A 17,824-nucleotide genomic window follows, 5' to 3' on the forward strand; every position below is an offset into this window, starting at 1 on the left:
GCTCACTCCACCACCGCTTCGGCGAACAACTGAATCTCCAGCTCACCCGCGTCAACCATGGCCTTGACCAGGTCCATGATCTCGCGCCGCGCCTGCTCCACACGGCTCAGAGGCACGGGGCCGCTGCGGCGCATCTGGTCTTCAAAGCTCTGCGCCTGGCGGCGTGGCATGGCGCCCAGCACGGCCTTGCGCACCGCAGGCTCGGCGCCCTTGAGCGCCAGCGCCCACAACTCGGCCGGCACGGCTTCGATGATCTGGGTCAGCGTGGTCTCGGACTGGGTCGAGAGCACGAAGAAGTCATACATCTCGGTTTCGATCGCGGAGGCGATTTCCGGATCGCGGGCCCGCAGTCGCGCCACCAGCTCCTGCTTGTTGCCTGGAATACGGTTGAGAATTTCCGCCGCCTGCTTCACGCCCTCCATGGACACGCTTTGCGTGCCGAACTCGGCCAGATACTGCTCGGTCAGCATTTCCAGTTGCACCAGCAGATCTCGATCCACGTCCTTGAGCTTGGCCACGTTGAGCACCAGGGCCTCGCGGCCCGACTCGGGCAGATGCTCGATCACATCGCCGGCCAGCTTGGGCGGCAAAAAGGCCAGAAACACCGCTTGCATGCGCGGGTGCTCCTGGGCCAGCCGCTCGGCCAGCCAGGCCGGCGCCGCCCATTGCAACCGTGCCATCTTGGGGCGGATCTCGTCGCCGTAAATGCTGTCCAGCACGCTGCCGGCGATGTCGCCGCCCAACGCCAGCGCCAGCGAGCGCTGCAAGAAGCTGCGCGAGGCACCATGCACACCGCTTTGCTCGCGGTAGTCATCGAAGAAATGCTGCAGCGACTGGCGCACAGAATCCACGCGGATACCGCTGAGGCGGGACATCACCTGAGTGACGGCCAGCAGGTCTTCGCGCTCCAGGCAACGCAACACGCCGGCAGCAGGCTCCTCACCCATGCTGAGCAGCACGATGGCAGCCTGCTCGATCAGATCCAGACTTTCCGGGGCCGGCGGCTCCAGCAACGCCACGCCTGCCGCGCCTTCAGCGCTAGTCACCAACTGGTTGGCCATGTTTTTGTACCCATTGTTTGACCACTTCCGCCACACGCTCCGGCTCCTTGGCCGCCAGGGTGCGCAAATGCTCGACCATCACATCCACTTCCGAACCCTGGGGTGGCAGATCCACGTTCTCCAGCAGCGGCACCATGGACATGTCGGAGGCGGCACGCTGACGTTCAGGCGCCGGCAGCAAGGAGGCACCGCCCGCCGCCGCACCGGCCAGGGCGACCGCCTCGCCCGAGCGCGGTACCTTGGTAGCCGCAGCGCCGCGCAGCACGGCATTGACCAGGCGTGCCAGCAGCACCAGCAGCGCGACACCGCCCGCTGCCCACAGAGCCGTCACCACCCAGTCATACCAGTTGCCAGGCTCCTGCCACCAGGCCGGCTGCGGCGTGGGTGCCGTGAACGGCATGCTGGAGACTGCAATCTGGTCGCCACGCCCGGAATCCACCCCCAGGCCCACGCGCAGCAGCTTTTCAACCCGTGCCAGTTCGGCTTCACTCCATGCCTTGGCCGCCTTGGGTGCCACTGCATCGTCGAGCATCACCGCCACATGCAGCTTGTTGATGCGCCCCTTGCCGCGCTTGACCTGTATCACGCTGCGGTCGTAGGCATAGTTGCGCGAGACCGCCGCACGGAAATTGTTGTTGGCTTCCTTGCTTTCCTTGCCTGCATCGGCCTGCACATTGACCGGGCGGTTGCTCAGCGAGCCCGGCACACCCAAGGCAACACCACCGGCGCGGTCGTTTTCCTCCCGGGTCGCCTCATTGAGCACCCGGGGATCGCCGTTGTACTTCTCGTAGGATTCCTCGGTTCGGTCCTGGCTCAGGTCGGCCGTAACCGTCACGCGGTAGTGACCGGCACCCACGGCGGCCGATAGCAGCTCCTGCGCGTTTTGGCGCAGCTCGGCACTGATCTTGCCCGACTGCCCGTCCTGCGCCAGCGGATCAAAGCCCTCCGACAGGTCCACGCGGGCCGATAGGAAGTTGCCCGCCTGATCGGTCAGCGCCACGCGCTGTGGGTCGAGCCCGGCCACGCTGCTGGAGACCATATGGATGATGGCCGCGATCTGCTCGTTCTTGAGCTGTTGCCCGGGCTTGAGTTGCAGCACCACCGATGCCGAGCTTTTTTCGCCGGTATTCACCACGAATGAGGAAGAGCGTGCAATCGACAGATGCACGCGTGCGCCTGCCACGGCATCCAGCGAGCCGATGCTGCGTGCCAACTCGCCCTCCAGGCCACGGCGGAAACGCACGTCCTGCACGAACTGGCTCACGCCCAGAGGATCGTTGCGATCCATCAGCTCCAGACCCTCGGGCAGCTTGGCGGCCACACCCTTGGCGGCCAGCAGCATGCGGGCACGGCCCAGATCGCTGTCAGCTACCAGCACCTGGCCCGATTCCGGGTGCAAGCGGTATTTCAGGCCTTCCGCCTCCAGCGCCGCCACCACATCGGCGGTCAGCACATTCTCGCGAGCGCCGAACAGAGGACGGTAATTGCTGCTGCCCTGCCACAGCAGCATGACCACCAGCGCGGTGGCGATGACCGCAGCCAGCAGCAAGGGCACGCCCACGCGCATCGCGCCAGGCTGTGAAGAAAAGGAGAGCAGCCGCTGTGCACCAGGCATACCTGAGAAGCGGTTTTTAATGGAATCCAGCACGAACGTTTCCCTGTCTTACACCTGCAGCTTGACGACTTCGTCCACCGCACCCATGACCTTGTTGCGGACTTGCATCAGCATGGAAAACGACAGGCTGGCCTCCTGACTGGACAGCATGGCCCCCACCAAATCGTCGCTACGCCCCGCGTCCACGGCCGCCATCCGCTCCGAAGAAGCCTGGTTTTGCGCGTCCACCGAGCGCACCGCGCCCTCGAACATCTGCAGAAATCCGCCCCCTGGGGCCGGGCTGTCGGCAGCGGGCGCAATCGCGCTTGGAAGTGGCGACTCAAAGGCCGCAAAAGCACCGGCGGTGCGCATCAAAAGGCTGGAGGGTTCGATCTTCATCGTTCGTTCCCCAAGCCATTTCCTCCGACGCGGCGGTTACCACTGGAGCCAGCCCTTCGGGGGGATGTTGTTGCACGAACAGTATACTATTCACAATTGATACAAATTTTATCGATTTAGCAACTCATTCAGGCTTCATAGAGAAATTGCCGAGATTCGCGCAAAATCCCGCTGACTTGCCACCAAAACAACAAGCGAAGAAGATATCTACTGTGCAGAATGCAAAAACCCTGGACCCGGTCATGCTGGGACGACCGGTGCAAGCCTTCGACCAGTTGGCCGCGCTGCTCGCCCGCCAGGTGGAAACGCAGATGCAGCAAACCGGCCATCGCCCGGTAGCCATGCGTATCGAACACGCTCACTTCACGCCGCTGCGCGCTGCGGCTCCAGCTCAGACGCAGATCACACTGACGCGCGCCACCGTGCAGGCACACATGGCTGCGCGCTACGGCTTCACGCAGGACGACATGACCCCGACGTCCGACGACCAGCCCACCAGCCCGACCGAGCAGCGCATTGCCACGGCCTTGCACGATGCGGTGCACCACGCCACCCAGGCCACGCTGATGCCGGCCGCAACGACTCAGCCCCTCATCACGGCCAGTACCTGGCAATGGCAGGCCCAGATCCAGGTCGCGGACAGCGCCTGGCAGCCGTTGAACATCGCACTGGACACAGCCTGCTGTCAGGCGCTGGAGCAACAGGTGTTGCAGCTGCGGCGCACTCGCCCCACGCCCACCCCGGCAACGCCAAAGCCGGCAGCGCCCCTGCACATCCAGTTGACCGCACGGCTGCTGGAAAAAACCGTCTCTACCGCCGATGTGCAGACCCTGCGCACCGGCAGCGTGCTGCCGATTGCCCTGGGAGCCACCACGGTGCTGCTCAATGGCGAAGCCCTGCTTGCGGCCACCGTGACCGAACACCAGGGCAAGCTGCACCTGACGGCCTTTGAGACTTTGGAATGAACACGATGGATCTCCACACCGATATGGACCTGCAGGATCTGCTGGACAGCAATGCACAAGCCCCTGCCGCCGATACCCCTGCGCCAGCGCTCAGCCCCGCCGAACCCGAGCGTCTGTCGCCGTTTTTGCACCGCATCCCCGTCACGCTGACGCTGGAAGCCGGCTCCGCCCGGATCACCCTGCAGGAACTGGCCGATCTGGGCCCCGACAGCGTGGTGCCGCTGGACACCGTGGTGGGCGAGCCGCTGACCATCAAGGTCAATGGCTCGGCCATCGGCAAGGGCGAGGTGGTGGTCTGCGGCGAAGCGTACGGACTCAAGGTCCTGGAGCTGAGTGCCAATCTGCCTGTACTGAGCCACTGATCCACAGATTTCCAGCATGCAACAACACATGCACAGGGCGCTTCGCGCCCTCGTTTTTTTGGGTCTGGTCAGCGGTTTATGGCTTTGCGTGAGCCACGCCCAGGCCGCCAATATCCCCCTGCTGGAGAGCAAGCAAAGCCACGGGGTGACACAGCTGTCGATCAAGACCGAGATCTTCATCCTCATGACGCTGCTGGGCCTGCTGCCCATGATGGCCTTGATGATGACCACCTTCACGCGCTTCATCATCGTGCTGGCTCTGCTGCGCTCCGCACTTGGCCTGCAGCAGGGTCTGCCCACGCGCGTGCTGACCGGCGTGGCGCTGATCCTCACTCTGCTGGTGATGCGCCCCGTGGGCGAGCGCCTGTGGACCGAGGCCTTCGAGCCCTATGAAAAAGACCAGATCGGCTTGATGGAAGCGCTGCGTCGCGCCGAAAAGCCGATGTCGGACTTTTTGCTGGCCCAGACCCACGAGGCCGCACTCAAGCAGGTCAGCGCCCTGGCCAAGGAAGGCCCGGTGGCCAGCCCGCAGGACCACGCCTTCACCGTCAAGGTGGCGGCCTTTGTGCTCAGCGAGCTCAAGACCGCGTTCATGATCGGTTGCGTCCTGTTCATTCCGTTTCTGGTGATCGACCTGGTGGTCTCGTCGGTGCTCATGGCCATGGGCATGATGATGCTGTCGCCGCTCGTGATTTCGCTGCCCTTCAAGATTTTGCTGTTCGTGCTGGTGGACGGCTGGTCGCTCACGGTCAACACGCTGGTCACCAGCGTCCAGGGGCTGTAGCAGCATGACGCCCGACATCGCCGTGGACCTGATGCTGCAGGCCATCCAGCTGGTGCTGGTCATCGTGGCCGTGCTCGTGGTGCCAGGCCTGCTTGTCGGCCTGTTGGTGAGCCTGTTTCAGGCCGCCACCCAGATCAACGAGCAGACGCTGAGCTTTCTACCCCGCCTCATGGTCACCTTGCTGGCCTTGGCACTGAGCGCGCGCTGGCTGGTCACCCAGCTCATGGATTTTTGCGTGCGCTTTTTCCAATACGCCAGCACGCTGCTGGGCTGAGCCTGAACATGGAGCAAGGCCTTTATCCGTATCTGCTGCAATGGCTGCAGCCGCTGTGGTGGCCGTTCGTGCGCACCATGGCGCTGCTGTCCTTCGCCCCGATCTTTGGCGACCCCACCGTGCCCCAGCGGGTGCGCGTCATCATCGCCATGGTGCTGGCCGTAGTCATGCTGCCCAGCGTCGCCCCCCATGTCTCGGCGGTGGAGGCGTTTTCGCTGCGCGCCGTGGCGCTGACGCTGGAGCAGATCGCCATCGGCGCGGTGCTGGGAATAGGTCTGCAATTTGCCACCACGGCGCTCAGCATTTTTGGCTATCTGAGCGCTTCGCAGACCAGCCTGGCCATGGCCATGCTCAACGACCCCGTGCATGGCAGCTCCTCGGACGCACTCTCGGTGCTGGCCCTGCTGATGGGCATGCTGCTGTTTTTCGCCCTCGACGTGCACCTGCTGCTGGCCGGCATTCTGGCCGCCAGTTTCGACGCCTGGCCCGTGGGCCAGAGCCTGAGCCGCCTGCAGCTGCAAACCGTGGCCTACAACATGGGCTGGGTATTTGCTGCGGCCTTTTTGCTGGCCACGCCCATCATCTTTGCGGCCATGCTGGTGCAATTGGGCTTTGGCTTCATGGCCCGCATCTCGCCCAGCCTCAATATTTTTGCGTTGGGCTTTTCGGTGGTCACACTATTCGGCCTGGCCATGCTGGCCTTCATGCTGCGCCACATCCCGGCGCACTATCTGCAGATGACGCGCCGCGCGCTCGACATGCTGACGCAGCTCATGAAGGGCTGACATCATGGCCGACAGTGCTGGCGACAAGTCCGAAAACGCCTCGGACCACAAGCTGCGCAAATCGCGCGAGGAAGGCCAGGTGGCCCGCTCGCGCGATCTGGCCACGGCCGTGGGCCTGGTGGCCACGCTGCAGGTGACGGCGCTTTTCATGCCCGACTATCTGCGCAAATTCCACGCCCTGTTCCAGCGCGGGCTCGACGACACCTCGGGCCCCGGCGCCCTCAACAACATCGTGGGTGCGGTCTGGGCCGATGCCGGCTGGCTGTTCGCCCAGATGCTGCTGCCCCTGTTCATCACGCCGCTGCTGGTGGCCGTGGCCTCGCTGGTGCCCGGTGGCTGGCTGCTGTCGGCCAAGAATCTGCAACCCAAGTTCAGCCGCCTGAGCCCCCACCAGAACCTGTCCAAGTTCTTCAAGGCCAAGCATTACGGCGACCTGGTCATGTCGGTGATCAAGGTCTCAGCCGTGGCCGCCGTGGTCTACGCCTACTGCAAGGCCAATGTGCGCCATTTCACGGCACTGCCGTCAATGACGCTGGATCTGGCGGTGCGCGAGGGCATACATCTGTTTCTGTCGGGTGTGATGTCCATCGTGGTGATCTTCATCATCCTGGCCCTGATCGACGTGCCGATGCAGCGCTTTTTCTTTCTGCGCGGCCAGCGCATGAGCAAGCAGGAAGTCAAGGAAGAGCACAAGAGCAACGAAGGCCGGCCCGAGGTCAAGAGCCGCATTCGCCAGATCCAGCGGCAGCTGGCGCGGCGCAGCGTGCGCGCCACCGTTCCCCAGGCCGATGCCGTCATCGTCAACCCGGAGCACTACGCCGTGGCCGTGCGCTACGACTCGAAGCGCGCAGAGGCGCCCTATGTCATCGCCAAGGGCGTGGACGAGATGGCCTTCTACATCCGCGACATTGCCACCCGCCACCAGGTGGAGGTGGTGAGCCTGCCGCCGCTGGCGCGGGCCATTTACCACACCAGCCAGGTGAACCAGCAAATCCCCTCGGCGCTCTACCAAAGCGTCGCCCAGGTGCTGCACTACGTGCTGCAGATCAAGGCTTTCCGCCAGGGCCGACGCCCGGCCCGTCCCGATCTACCGCGCGAGCTGGATATACCCGCCGAACTGTCCGACCCCCAACCCGCCCCATGAAGTACCTCACCGAACTGCGCCAGGCGCTTTCCCGCCACCAGTGGGCCGTGCCCGTGTTTCTGCTGGCCTTGCTGGCCATGATCATGCTGCCGCTGCCGCCACTGGCGCTGGACATCTTCTTCACCTTCAACATCGTGGTGTCGCTGGTGGTGGTACTGGTGGCCGTGGGGGTCAAACGGCCGCTGGACTTTTCCATCTTTCCCACCATCATCCTGGCCACGACACTGATGCGCCTGGGCCTGACCGTGGCCTCCACGCGCGTGGTGCTGCTGCACGGCCAGAACGGCCCGGATGCGGCCGGCCATGTGATCGAGTCCTTCGGCAACGTGGTGATCGGCGGCAATTTCGTCGTGGGCCTGGTGGTGTTCGTCATCCTGATGATCATCAACTTCGTGGTGGTAACCAAAGGCGCCGAGCGCATTTCCGAGGTCTCGGCCCGCTTCACGCTGGACGCGCTGCCCGGCAAGCAGATGGCCATTGATGCCGACCTGAATGCCGGCCTCATCAATCAACAGCAGGCTCAGACGCGCCGCCGTGACGTGGCGACCGAGGCCGACTTCTACGGCGCCATGGACGGCGCCTCCAAGTTCGTGCGCGGCGATGCCATCGCCTCCATCCTGATTCTGGTCATCAACCTGATCGGCGGCGTCGCCATCGGCTCGCTGATGCACGACCTGCCACTGGGCGAGTCCTTCCGTCTCTACGCACTGCTGACCATCGGCGACGGCCTGGTCTCCCAGATTCCGGCCCTGCTGCTGTCGGCAGCCTCGGCCGTGATCGTCACCCGCATCAGCGACGCCGATGCGGGTGAATTTCCCGATCAGGTGCGCCAGCAACTGCTGGCCAAGCCCACGGTGCTGTACAGCGCCGCCGTGGTGATGCTGGTGCTGGGCCTGATTCCCGGCATGCCCTGGCTGCCCTTCCTGGCTTTTGCCAGCGTGCTGGTGCTGGGCGGCTGGGTCATGGCCAAGCAACCGGCCAGGCCTCTGCCAGCCCAGGATGAAATGGTCTTGCTGCAGACCGTGACCGCAGCAGCCGCTCAGGACTTTGGCTGGCACAGCCTGCCGATCACCGAACAGTTGTCGGTACGCGTGGGCTACCGCCTGGTCGGCCAGCTGGACCCGGCTCAGGGCGCACCTCTGGCCGTGCGCCTGCGCGGCGTGCGCCAGACCATCAGCGAAGCCATGGGTTTTGTCCTGCCTCCTGTGCATGTGCGCGATGACCTGACCCTGCCGCCCAACCAGTACACCGTGCTCATCAACGACACCGTGGTGGCCAAGGCCGAGGTGCATGCCGACCGGCTGATGGCCATTCCCTCGCCCCATGTCTACGGTCAGCTTGACGGGATCCCCGGCATCGAGCCCGCCTACCAGCTGCCCGTGACCTGGATCGAACCCAAAGACAAGGCCCATGCCCTGGGCATGGGCTACCAGGTGGCAGACTGCGTGAGCATCGTCGCCACCCACCTCACGCGCGTGGTGCGCAGCCATCTGGACGAGCTGATCCGCTTCGAGGACGTGCACGCCATGGGCGAACGCCTTACGGCCTTGTCGCCCAAGCTGGCCGCCGCGCTGGAAAAAGCCTGCCCCGCGCCGCTGCAGCACACCGTGTACAAGCAACTGCTGCGCGAGGGTGTTTCGCTCAAGGACATCGTGCTGATCGCCACCGCCCTGGTGGACAGCGCCGAAGCCACCAAGGACCCCATCCTGCTGGCCGCCGAGGTGCGCTGCGCGCTGCGCCGCCAGATCGTCAACTCCACCGTGGGATCGGTGCCCGAGATCCAGGCCTTCACTCTGGGCAACAGCCTGGAGCAACTGCTGCTGGGCGCGCTGAACACCGCACGCCACACCAACAAGAAGGTCGCGCTGGATAACTTCCCGGTGGATCCGAATCTGCTGGGCCAGTTGCAGGAGCACATGAGCCATGCGCGCGATCTGATGAAACAGCAGGCCACGGCACCGGTGCTGCTGGTCACACCCCAGCTGCGCCCCCTGCTGGCGCGCTACGCGCGCCTGTTTGCCCAAGGTCTGCAGGTGCTGTCCTTCAACGAGGTGCCCGAGGGCAAGGAGTTGAAGGTGCTGGGGACAGTTGGTTAAAAGAGAAGCATCCAGCGCTGAAGCTTCAATCGTTTCAGGCCGAAAAGTCCTTGAAAACAAGGCTCCAACAATGATAAACGCTATGTTTTATATAGCCATCGTGACGTCCAAGCATCCAGCTTATGGGTGCCACACACCCTCGTCGGCCGACTAGATGGGCTGCGCCTGTTCGCCCGCCCCGCTTGGCGTGGTGTCCAGTGCTTGGCCGGGCAGGTAGCGCCGCGCCATCCAGCCGGGCAGGTGCACCTGCATCTGATCACTGCCCTGGAGCAAGGCCAGCAGCGGCGTTCCGGCGCGCACATAGGCCACCTGGCGCACACGTGTCGGGTCCGGCCAATCAGCCAGAGGAATGACCAGGACATCGATATGCCGCAGGTCCTCGTCCTCGTAGAGCAGACGCTCGAACAGATCGGGACGCAGCGCCATCTGCCTCACATGGGCCATGTCGTGCTCGGGACTGCCGCCTTCTTGCGCCACATATTGGGCAAAGCGCGCCAGCAGCTCCTTCTGGAACTCGGCAGCGCTGCGGCGCACGTTCAGAAAGCGCATACCCGCCCCCTGCTCGCGCAGCATCTGGCGCGTGGGTGCCACGGAGGCATTCATGCCCACCTCCACCTGCAACTGCAGGTAGGCAAATTGCGCCTGGGAGGTGCGTGCCACCATGCGCCAGTGCTGCAACTCGTCGAGCGCATCGCGAATACCAAAAAGCGCCAGCAGCCCCATGCCGGGGCGCGGCGCTTTGGAATCCATGGCCCGGTTGCGAAATGGAATCGAGCTCGCTACCACCTGCAGACCATGCCCTTCGTCGTATACACGCTCGGCTCCGACCACGGGCTGCGCCTGCTTGCCATGCTGGCGAAACAGGCTGAGCAATGTGAGCTGAACACGAGACGAAACGGTATGGGGCATAGAAGCGTGAAACGTCTACATCGGGGATGGGTGAATCAATGGTGTGACATACAGTATATTCACAATGCTAAATTTCACATCAGAATTACTTATATTCTGTCGTTTTTGCACGCATTTCGTCAGCCAAACAGTGTCGTCACGACAGCACTTTGGCTGCTGGCATCTGAAGCAGCCTAAATTGTAACAATTCACCTTTCACCCCATGATCCCTTCCAACCGCCCCGTTCTAGGCCGTGATCTGGATGCTGTCCGTCAGGAGTTTGGCTTGCTGACCAACGACATCATCTGGGTGCTCAGCATGTCGATCACACGTTGGATGCAGGTGGTGCGTCAGGCACCGGACGAGCCCGTCAAAGACCCGACCCTGGCCTTGCTGGTGCGCTTTCTGGCGCAGCACCCAGAGCTGGCCGTGATCCCCAAGCAACCCACTGCGCCCGAGATGCTGGCCTTCATGAACGAGATCGCCGATATCGAGCCCAAGCGCTTTGCCACTTATTTCGGCGCCGAAAGCTCTGCCGCCTATCGCTGGATGCGGCCCGATGCCCGCCCGTCATCCACCGTTACACGGCTCATGCACTTTCTGAAGACTGCCTTGCTGATGCAGGACGCAGCGGGACGCACCCAGTTGCTGGAAGATTGGCGCAAGACAGTAGCCCAGGAAGCACGCAATCGGGGCGTGGATGACGTGTTCAAGACCGGACGCTGGACCACACCCATTCTCGACAATGGCGCGCCGTCCTCCCCTCTCAAGCGCCCTGCCGCTCCCGCCAACGCCGAAGATTGAGACAAAAAACGCCGCAAAAGCGGCGTTTTTGGAGCAGGCTTCGTACAGCCGATCAGAGACTTAACCCTGCTTGGCCTGAGCCAGCATGGTGCCGGCGTCGCTGACTTCAAACTTGCCGGGAGCTTCCACGTTCAGAGTCGCAACCTTGCCGTCCTTGACCAGCATCGAGAAGCGATTGGCGCGCAGGCCCAGACCCTTGCCGTTCAGGTCCAGCGTCAGGCCGGTCGCCTTGGCAAAGGCCGCATCGCCGTCGGCAATCATGCGCACCTTGCCAGCCACCTTCTGATCGCGGCCCCAGGCACCCATCACGAAAGCATCGTTCACGGACAGGCACCAGATTTCGTCCACGCCGGCAGCCTTGAGCTCTTCGGCCTGGGCCACATAGCCTGGCAGGTGCTTTTCGGAGCAGGTGGGCGTGAAGGCGCCGGGGACGGCAAACACGGCAACAGTCTTGCCGGCCAGTGCTTCGGGCAGCTTCACGGGGTTGGGGCCGAGGCTGCAGCCGTTGCCTTCCACTTCCACATATTCCATCAAGGTCACTGCGGGCAGGGCATCACCAACTTTAATCATGACTATCTCCTTTGTTGCAAAGCACGGACCGCATTCTTGGCGGCCCAAATAAAAAAACGACCCACAACATTGTGGGTCGTTTTCAAGGGCTTTGCAGCCGGTGGGCCTGGTTAGGCTTACACCAGGGCAGCCTTTTGAACCAAGCGGGTAGCAACCCAGTTCTTGGTCTTGGAGAGAGGACGGCTCTCGGTGATTTCAACCACGTCACCCAGCTTGTACTCACCTTGCTCGTCGTGAGCGTGGTACTTGCTCGACTTGATCATGATCTTGTCGTAGATGGGGTGCTTGACGCGGCGTTCCACCAGAACGGTCACAGTCTTGGCACGCTTGTCGCTGACCACCTTGCCAATCAAGGTGCGCTTGAGGGATGTTTTAGCTTCCGTCATGTCGGCTCCTTACTTGGCGGCTTGCTTTTCAGCAAGGATGGTCTTGGCACGAGCGATGTCACGGCGTGTAGCCTTGATGGTCGCAGTGTTGCCCAGTTGTTGCGTGGCCTTTTGCATGCGCAGACCGAAGTGAGCCTTTTGCAGGGACTTCACTTCAGCTTCCAGACCAGCCACGTCTTTTTGGCGGAGTTCAGCAGATTTCGTCATGTTGATCTCCTTAAGCACCAATGTGACGGGACACGAAGGTCGTGCGCAGAGGCAGCTTTGCAGCAGCCAGGCGGAACGCTTCACGGGCCAGCTCTTCAGGCACACCCACGATTTCGTAGATCACCTTGCCGGGCTGGATTTCGGCCACGTAGTACTCGGGGTTGCCCTTACCGTTACCCATACGCACTTCGGCGGGCTTGGTAGAGATGGGCTTGTCCGGGAACACGCGGATCCAGATACGACCACCACGCTTGACGTGACGGGAAATTGCACGACGTGCAGCTTCGATCTGGCGTGCGGTCAGACGACCACGGTCAGTAGACTTCAAACCGAAATCGCCGAAGGCAACGGAGTTGCCACGGGTAGCGATGCCGGTGTTGCGGCCTTTTTGTTCCTTACGGAACTTGCGGCGTGCAGGTTGCAGCATGTTTATTCTCCTTTACCGTCCGCTGCTGTAGCGGGCGCGTCGGCCTTACGAACGCGCTTAACGGAATCAGCACCAGCGCCAGCAGGCTTGTCGCTGCCATCGGCAGGAGCGGCATTGGTGCCTGCGGGACGACGGCCACCACGGCCAGCGCCATCACGGCCATCACGGCGACCGTCACGACGGGGACCACGGGGACGACGCTCGTCTTCAGGACGGGGCGTTTCCACGGCGGGCAGATCGTTACGGCCCAGGGTGTCACCCTTGTAGACCCAGACCTTCACGCCGATGATGCCGTAAGTCGTCTTGGCTTCGGAGAAGCCGTAGTCGATGTCGGCACGCAGGGTGTGCAGAGGCACGCGGCCTTCGCGGTACCACTCGGTACGAGCGATTTCGATACCGTTCAGACGACCGGAAGACATGATCTTGATGCCTTGAGCACCCAGACGCATGGCGTTCTGCATGGCACGCTTCATGGCGCGGCGGAACATGATGCGCTTTTCCAGCTGTTGGCAGATGGAGTCAGCGATCAGCTTGGCATCGATTTCGGGCTTGCGCACTTCTTCGATGTTCACAGCCACGGGCACGCCCAGGCGAGCAGCGAGTTCCTTCTTCAGGGCCTCGATGTCTTCACCCTTCTTGCCGATCACCACGCCCGGACGAGCCGAGAAAATGGTGATGCGGGCGTTCTTGGCAGGACGCTCGATCAGAACGCGAGCCACGGCGGCGTTCTTCAGCTTGGCCTTCAGGTACTCGCGCACCTTGATGTCTTCGGCCAGCATGCCGGCGAAGTCACGGTTGCTAGCGTACCAGCGGCTTGCCCAGTTGCGGCTCACCGCCAGACGGAAGCCGGTAGGATGGATTTTCTGTCCCATATTCTTCCTTAAGGCCTCAGTTACCCACTGTCACATAGATGTGGCAGGTAGGCTTGCTGATGCGGTTGCCGCGGCCCTTGGCGCGAGCAGTGAAACGCTTGAGCGTAGTGCCTTGCTCGACGTAGATGGTCTTGACCTTCAGTTCGTCGATATCGGCGCCGTCGTTGTGCTCAGCGTTGGCGATAGCGGATTCCAGAACCTTCTTCACGATCACAGCAGCTTTTTTCTGTGTGAACTGGAGAATGTTCAGAGCTTGATCCACCTTCTTGCCGCGGATCAGATCCGCGACCAGGCGACCCTTGTCAACAGACAGGCGGACGCCACGGAGAACAGCACGTGTTTCAGACATGTTCTATTCCTTACTTCTTGGCTTTCTTGTCCGCAGGGTGACCCTTGAAGGTACGAGTCAGCGCGAATTCACCCAGCTTGTGGCCAACCATCTGGTCAGTCACATAAACCGGCACGTGTTGCTTGCCGTTGTGCACGGCGATGGTCAGACCGATGAACTCGGGCAGGACCATGGAGCGACGCGACCAGGTCTTCACTGGCTTCTTGTCCTTGGTGGCGATGGCCTTTTCGACCTTGGCCAGCAAGTGATGGTCAACAAACGGACCCTTTTTAAGAGAACGAGTCATTTGCTACCCCTTACTTCTTACGGCGCGACACGATCATTGTCTGTGTGCGCTTGTTGTTACGGGTGCGGTAGCCCTTCGTCAGATTGCCCCATGGGTCAACTGGGTGACGGCCTTCACCGGTCTTACCTTCACCACCACCGTGCGGGTGGTCGACAGGGTTCATGACCGTACCGCGGACGGTAGGACGAATACCCATCCAACGCTTCACACCGGCCTTGCCCAGACGGCGCAGGCTGTGTTCTTCGTTGGCAACTTCACCGATGGTGGCGCGGCACTCGATGTGCACCTTGCGGACTTCGCCCGAACGCATACGCACTTGAGCGTAGATGCCTTCGCGAGCCAGCAGAGTGGCGGAGGTACCAGCCGAGCGAGCGATCTGAGCACCGGCACCGATCTTCAGTTCGATGCAGTGGATGGTCGAGCCCACGGGGATGTTGCGGATAGGCAGGGTGTTGCCCACGCGGATAGGAGCTTCGGAGCCGCTGATGATGGTAGCGCCGACTTCCAGGTTGCGAGGAGCAATGACGTAGCGACGCTCGCCGTCTGCGTAGCACACCAGAGCGATGTGGGCAGTACGGTTGGGATCGTATTCAATGCGCTCAACCTTGGCGGGGATACCGTCCTTGTTGCGCTTGAAGTCCACCACACGGTAGTGGTGCTTGTGACCACCGCCCTTGTGGCGAGTTGTGATGTGACCGTTGTTATTACGACCGGCCTTCTGGAATTGAGCTTCCAGCAGGGGGGCAAAGCCCTCACCCTTGTGCAGGTGGTCGCGAGTAACCTTCACCGCGCCGCGTTGGCCGGGGGTCGTAGGTTTGAGCTTGATAACAGCCATGATTACGCAGCCTCCCCGGACAGGTTCAGCTCTTGACCGGGCTTGAGCATCACGTAAGCCTTGCGCACATTGTCGCGACGGCCAACGGTCTTGCCAAAGCGCTTGGTCTTGCCCTTGGTGTTCACCACAGACACGCCAGCCACTTCAACCTTGAACATCAATTCCACAGCGGCCTTGATTTCGGGCTTGGTAGCGTTCTGCAGCACCTTGAATGTCACAGCATTGGACTTTTCAGCAACCAGAGTGGCCTTTTCGGACACGATGGGAGCGACCAGTACTTGCATCAGACGACCTTCGTCAAACTTGGTAGTGCTCATGCGAACATCTCCTTGAGTTTGTCGATCGCACCCTTGGTGACGAGCACTTTCTTGTAGTGCACCAGCGACACGGGGTCTGCATAGCGCGGCTCAACCACGAACACGTTCTTCAGATTGCGGGATGCCAGGTACAGGTTCTCGTCGATTTCTTCAGCGATCACCATCACCGACGAAGACAGGTTCATAGCCTTGAACTTGTCTGCCAGCACCTTGGTCTTGGGGGTATCCAGCGTCAGGGATTCCACAACTGCCAGACGGCCTTCGCGGGCCAGCTGAGACAGGATGGAAGCCATACCGGCGCGGTACATCTTCTTGTTGATCTTCTGCGAGAAGTTTTCTTCGGGCAGATTGGGGAAGATGCGACCGCCGCCACGCCACAGAGGCGAGGAGGACATACCAGCACGTGCACGACCTGTACCCTTTTGCTTGAAAGGCTTGGCAGTGGTGTGACGCACTTGTTCACGGTCCTTCTGGGCGCGAGTGCCTTGACGTGCGTTGGCACGGTAGGCAGTCACCAACTGGTGGACCAGATCTTCGTTGAATTCACGACCGAACACAGTCTCGGGAGCTTCCACCTTGGAAGCGGCCTGGCCTTGTTCATTCAGGAGTTCGAGCTGCATTAGTTCGCTCCTTTGGAAGCTTTAGCCTTGATCGCGGGGCGCACGGAAACGAAGCCACCCTTGGCACCAGGAATGGCACCCTTGATCAACAGCAGTTGGCGTGCTTCGTCGATACGAACCACGTCGAGGTTTTGAGTAGTGACGGTTTCGTCGCCCATGTGGCCAGTCATACGCTTACCGGGGAACACGCGACCGGGGTCTTGTGCCATACCGATAGAACCGGGAACATTGTGCGAACGGCTGTTACCGTGCGAAGCGCGCTGCGAACTGAAGTTGTGGCGCTTGATCGTGCCGGCGTAGCCCTTACCGATGGAAGTGCCTTGCACGTCCACCTTCTGGCCGACGCTGAACAGTTCTGCAACAGGCAGAACGGCACCAGCGGCATACTTGCCAGCGGTTTCATCGGTCACGCGGAATTCACGGGTCACTTCACCGGCTTCGACACCCGCCTTGGCGAGGTGGCCGGCTTGAGGCTTGGTCACGCGAGAAGCCTTGCGTGCACCGAAAGTGACCTGCAGGGCCACATAGCCATCGTTCTCTTGGGTTTTGACCTGAGTCACGCGGTTGTTAGAAACATCCACCACTGTGACAGGCACTGCGTCCCCATCATCAGTGAACAGACGCATCATGCCCACCTTGCGACCCAGCAACCCCAGGGAGTTGCTCAGACTCATTTGTTTGCTCCAAAACTTTTGCCGCTGAAACTGCAATTGGCCCAGCGTTGTGCCTTAGCAATCATGCCTAGCACACAAAAGAAGGTTAATAAAACTTCGCATCAAAGGCGAAGCTCCAAATTTTAACGCGAACTGCTTTTTCAAGCAAGTTCGCGTTAAACAAAGACCCTTAAAAGCCTCTTGCGAGGCTTCCAAAACTCTTATTGCAGTTTGATCTCGACGTCCACACCTGCGGGCAGGTCCAGCTTCATCAGAGCGTCAACAGTCTTGTCAGTCGGATCCACGATGTCCATCAGACGCTGGTGCGTACGGATTTCGAACTGGTCACGGCTGGTCTTGTTGACGTGAGGCGAACGCAGGATGTCGAAGCGCTTCATGCGTGTCGGCAGGGGCACGGGACCCTTGACGATAGCGCCGGTACGCTTGGCGGTATCAACGATTTCGGCTGCGGACTGGTCGATCAGCTTGTAATCGAAAGCCTTCAGACGGATGCGGATTTTTTGCTTAGACATTGTTAATTCCTAGCTTTTCTAAGAATTAGGCAATGATCGTGGCAACCACACCGGCACCCACAGTACGACCACCTTCGCGGATAGCGAAGCGCAGACCTTCTTCCATGGCGATGGGGGAGATCAGCTTCACAGTGATCGACACGTTATCGCCAGGCATCACCATTTCCTTGCCTTCGGGCAGTTCGATGGAGCCGGTCACGTCAGTTGTACGGAAGTAGAACTGGGGACGGTAGTTGTTGAAGAAAGGAGTGTGGCGACCGCCTTCGTCCTTCGACAGCACGTAAACTTCAGCAGTGAAGTTGGTGTGGGGCTTGATGGAGCCGGGCTTGCACAGCACTTGGCCGCGTTCCACGTCTTCACGCTTGGTGCCGCGCAGCAGCAGACCCACGTTGTCGCCAGCTTGACCTTGGTCCAGCAGCTTGCGGAACATTTCCACGCCAGTGACGGTGGTCTTGACGGTGTCCTTGATACCGACGATTTCGATTTCTTCGCCGACCTTGACGATACCGCGCTCGATACGACCGGTCACCACGGTACCACGACCGGAGATGGAGAACACGTCTTCCACGGGCATCACGAAGGCGCCGTCAACAGCACGCTCGGGAGTGGGGA

25 protein-coding genes are annotated in these 17,824 nt (G+C 61.4%); 8 read left to right on the plus strand and 17 right to left on the minus strand.

From position 1 onward, the window contains the following. Nucleotides 1–2 precede the first annotated feature (2 nt). From CTATCC11996_RS24450 to fliE, 3 genes are read right to left on the minus strand one after another with little or no spacing between them, the layout of a single operon-like run. The gene (locus CTATCC11996_RS24450; protein ID WP_003081809.1) at nucleotides 3–1,061 is read right to left on the minus strand and encodes a FliG C-terminal domain-containing protein; all 1,059 of its coding nucleotides are present in this window, start codon (nucleotides 1,059–1,061) and stop codon (nucleotides 3–5) included. Continuing rightward, nucleotides 1,039–2,676 (minus strand): flagellar basal-body MS-ring/collar protein FliF, encoded by a 1,638-nt coding sequence (gene fliF, locus CTATCC11996_RS24455; RefSeq protein WP_003081813.1) that lies wholly within the window; start codon nucleotides 2,674–2,676, stop codon nucleotides 1,039–1,041. The genes CTATCC11996_RS24450 and fliF overlap by 23 nt, the downstream gene beginning before the upstream one ends. 48 nt (nucleotides 2,677–2,724) lie before the next feature. Next, nucleotides 2,725–3,054, minus strand: coding sequence for a flagellar hook-basal body complex protein FliE (fliE, locus tag CTATCC11996_RS24460; RefSeq protein ID WP_003081816.1), 330 nt, complete (start codon nucleotides 3,052–3,054; stop codon nucleotides 2,725–2,727). A 212-nt stretch (nucleotides 3,055–3,266) separates the two neighbouring features. Here fliE and CTATCC11996_RS24465 point away from each other — a divergent pair, with 212 nt between their 5' ends. Genes CTATCC11996_RS24465 through CTATCC11996_RS24495 form a run of 7 tightly spaced genes read left to right on the plus strand, consistent with a single transcriptional unit; the run spans nucleotide 3,267 to nucleotide 9,464 of the window. Next, on the plus strand, nucleotides 3,267–4,019 hold the full coding sequence (locus tag CTATCC11996_RS24465) for a hypothetical protein (RefSeq protein ID WP_003081819.1): 753 nt from the start codon (nucleotides 3,267–3,269) through the stop codon (nucleotides 4,017–4,019). Further along, complete coding sequence (locus CTATCC11996_RS24470; protein ID WP_003081822.1) at nucleotides 4,016–4,381, plus strand: FliM/FliN family flagellar motor switch protein; 366 nt, start codon at nucleotides 4,016–4,018, stop codon at nucleotides 4,379–4,381. Before CTATCC11996_RS24465 ends, CTATCC11996_RS24470 begins: the two co-directional genes overlap by 4 nt. A 16-nt stretch (nucleotides 4,382–4,397) precedes the next feature. Beyond that, a complete protein-coding gene (fliP, locus tag CTATCC11996_RS24475; RefSeq protein WP_115597132.1) occupies nucleotides 4,398–5,165 on the plus strand; it encodes a flagellar type III secretion system pore protein FliP in 768 nt (255 codons plus the stop codon). A gap of 4 nt (nucleotides 5,166–5,169) precedes the next feature. Continuing rightward, nucleotides 5,170–5,439 (plus strand): flagellar biosynthesis protein FliQ, encoded by a 270-nt coding sequence (gene fliQ / locus CTATCC11996_RS24480; RefSeq protein ID WP_003081826.1) that lies wholly within the window; start codon nucleotides 5,170–5,172, stop codon nucleotides 5,437–5,439. 8 nt (nucleotides 5,440–5,447) lie between these two features. Next, on the plus strand, nucleotides 5,448–6,224 hold the full coding sequence (locus CTATCC11996_RS24485) for a flagellar biosynthetic protein FliR (RefSeq protein WP_003081829.1): 777 nt from the start codon (nucleotides 5,448–5,450) through the stop codon (nucleotides 6,222–6,224). A 4-nt stretch (nucleotides 6,225–6,228) separates the two neighbouring features. Beyond that, nucleotides 6,229–7,368 carry a flagellar type III secretion system protein FlhB gene (gene flhB / locus CTATCC11996_RS24490; protein WP_003081832.1) on the plus strand — a complete coding sequence of 380 codons (1,140 nt, stop codon included), beginning with the start codon at nucleotides 6,229–6,231 and terminating at the stop codon, nucleotides 7,366–7,368. Continuing rightward, nucleotides 7,365–9,464: a flagellar biosynthesis protein FlhA gene (locus CTATCC11996_RS24495; RefSeq protein ID WP_003081834.1), complete on the plus strand. Its 2,100-nt coding sequence runs from the start codon at nucleotides 7,365–7,367 to the stop codon at nucleotides 9,462–9,464. The genes flhB and CTATCC11996_RS24495 overlap by 4 nt, the downstream gene beginning before the upstream one ends. 150 nt (nucleotides 9,465–9,614) lie before the next feature. On the opposite strand, the gene CTATCC11996_RS24500 is transcribed toward CTATCC11996_RS24495, so the two are convergent. Beyond that, complete coding sequence (locus CTATCC11996_RS24500; RefSeq protein ID WP_138983872.1) at nucleotides 9,615–10,373, minus strand: hypothetical protein; 759 nt, start codon at nucleotides 10,371–10,373, stop codon at nucleotides 9,615–9,617. A 202-nt stretch (nucleotides 10,374–10,575) separates the two neighbouring features. Here CTATCC11996_RS24500 and CTATCC11996_RS24505 point away from each other — a divergent pair, with 202 nt between their 5' ends. Then, entirely contained in the window at nucleotides 10,576–11,157 is a 582-nt protein-coding gene (locus tag CTATCC11996_RS24505; protein WP_003081837.1) for a hypothetical protein, read from the plus strand. Between the two features lie 60 nt (nucleotides 11,158–11,217). On the opposite strand, the gene CTATCC11996_RS24510 is transcribed toward CTATCC11996_RS24505, so the two are convergent. The 13 genes from CTATCC11996_RS24510 to CTATCC11996_RS24570 all read right to left on the minus strand — a co-directional run. Then, nucleotides 11,218–11,727, minus strand: coding sequence for a peroxiredoxin (locus CTATCC11996_RS24510; RefSeq protein ID WP_003081838.1), 510 nt, complete (start codon nucleotides 11,725–11,727; stop codon nucleotides 11,218–11,220). Between the two features lie 116 nt (nucleotides 11,728–11,843). Beyond that, the gene (gene rpsQ, locus CTATCC11996_RS24515) at nucleotides 11,844–12,113 is read right to left on the minus strand and encodes a 30S ribosomal protein S17 (RefSeq protein ID WP_003059401.1); all 270 of its coding nucleotides are present in this window, start codon (nucleotides 12,111–12,113) and stop codon (nucleotides 11,844–11,846) included. Nucleotides 12,114–12,122: 9 nt separating this feature from the next. Next, a complete protein-coding gene (gene rpmC / locus CTATCC11996_RS24520) occupies nucleotides 12,123–12,320 on the minus strand; it encodes a 50S ribosomal protein L29 (protein ID WP_003059403.1) in 198 nt (65 codons plus the stop codon). 10 nt (nucleotides 12,321–12,330) lie between these two features. Beyond that, nucleotides 12,331–12,747, minus strand: a complete 417-nt coding sequence (gene rplP / locus CTATCC11996_RS24525) for a 50S ribosomal protein L16 (protein WP_003059405.1) — start codon at nucleotides 12,745–12,747, stop codon at nucleotides 12,331–12,333. A 2-nt stretch (nucleotides 12,748–12,749) separates the two neighbouring features. Next, the gene (gene rpsC, locus CTATCC11996_RS24530; protein WP_003059406.1) at nucleotides 12,750–13,619 is read right to left on the minus strand and encodes a 30S ribosomal protein S3; all 870 of its coding nucleotides are present in this window, start codon (nucleotides 13,617–13,619) and stop codon (nucleotides 12,750–12,752) included. A 16-nt stretch (nucleotides 13,620–13,635) separates the two neighbouring features. Further along, the gene (rplV, locus tag CTATCC11996_RS24535; RefSeq protein WP_003059408.1) at nucleotides 13,636–13,968 is read right to left on the minus strand and encodes a 50S ribosomal protein L22; all 333 of its coding nucleotides are present in this window, start codon (nucleotides 13,966–13,968) and stop codon (nucleotides 13,636–13,638) included. Between the two features lie 10 nt (nucleotides 13,969–13,978). Continuing rightward, entirely contained in the window at nucleotides 13,979–14,254 is a 276-nt protein-coding gene (gene rpsS / locus CTATCC11996_RS24540; protein WP_003059413.1) for a 30S ribosomal protein S19, read from the minus strand. Between the two features lie 10 nt (nucleotides 14,255–14,264). After that, entirely contained in the window at nucleotides 14,265–15,089 is an 825-nt protein-coding gene (gene rplB / locus CTATCC11996_RS24545; protein ID WP_003059414.1) for a 50S ribosomal protein L2, read from the minus strand. A gap of 2 nt (nucleotides 15,090–15,091) precedes the next feature. Continuing rightward, on the minus strand, nucleotides 15,092–15,406 hold the full coding sequence (rplW, locus tag CTATCC11996_RS24550; protein WP_003059415.1) for a 50S ribosomal protein L23: 315 nt from the start codon (nucleotides 15,404–15,406) through the stop codon (nucleotides 15,092–15,094). Beyond that, nucleotides 15,403–16,026 (minus strand): 50S ribosomal protein L4, encoded by a 624-nt coding sequence (gene rplD, locus CTATCC11996_RS24555; protein ID WP_003065421.1) that lies wholly within the window; start codon nucleotides 16,024–16,026, stop codon nucleotides 15,403–15,405. Before rplD ends, rplW begins: the two co-directional genes overlap by 4 nt. Further along, nucleotides 16,026–16,700 carry a 50S ribosomal protein L3 gene (gene rplC, locus CTATCC11996_RS24560; protein ID WP_003059417.1) on the minus strand — a complete coding sequence of 225 codons (675 nt, stop codon included), beginning with the start codon at nucleotides 16,698–16,700 and terminating at the stop codon, nucleotides 16,026–16,028. The genes rplD and rplC overlap by 1 nt, the downstream gene beginning before the upstream one ends. Before the next feature lie 200 nt (nucleotides 16,701–16,900). Then, a complete protein-coding gene (gene rpsJ, locus CTATCC11996_RS24565) occupies nucleotides 16,901–17,212 on the minus strand; it encodes a 30S ribosomal protein S10 (protein WP_003059431.1) in 312 nt (103 codons plus the stop codon). Between the two features lie 25 nt (nucleotides 17,213–17,237). Further along, on the minus strand, nucleotides 17,238–17,824 hold a 587-nt coding region (locus CTATCC11996_RS24570), incomplete at its 5' end, for an EF-Tu C-terminal domain-related protein (protein WP_003078122.1).

This window comes from Comamonas testosteroni ATCC 11996 (genome assembly GCF_000241525.1).
GTDB lineage: Bacteria > Pseudomonadota > Gammaproteobacteria > Burkholderiales > Burkholderiaceae_C > Comamonas > Comamonas testosteroni.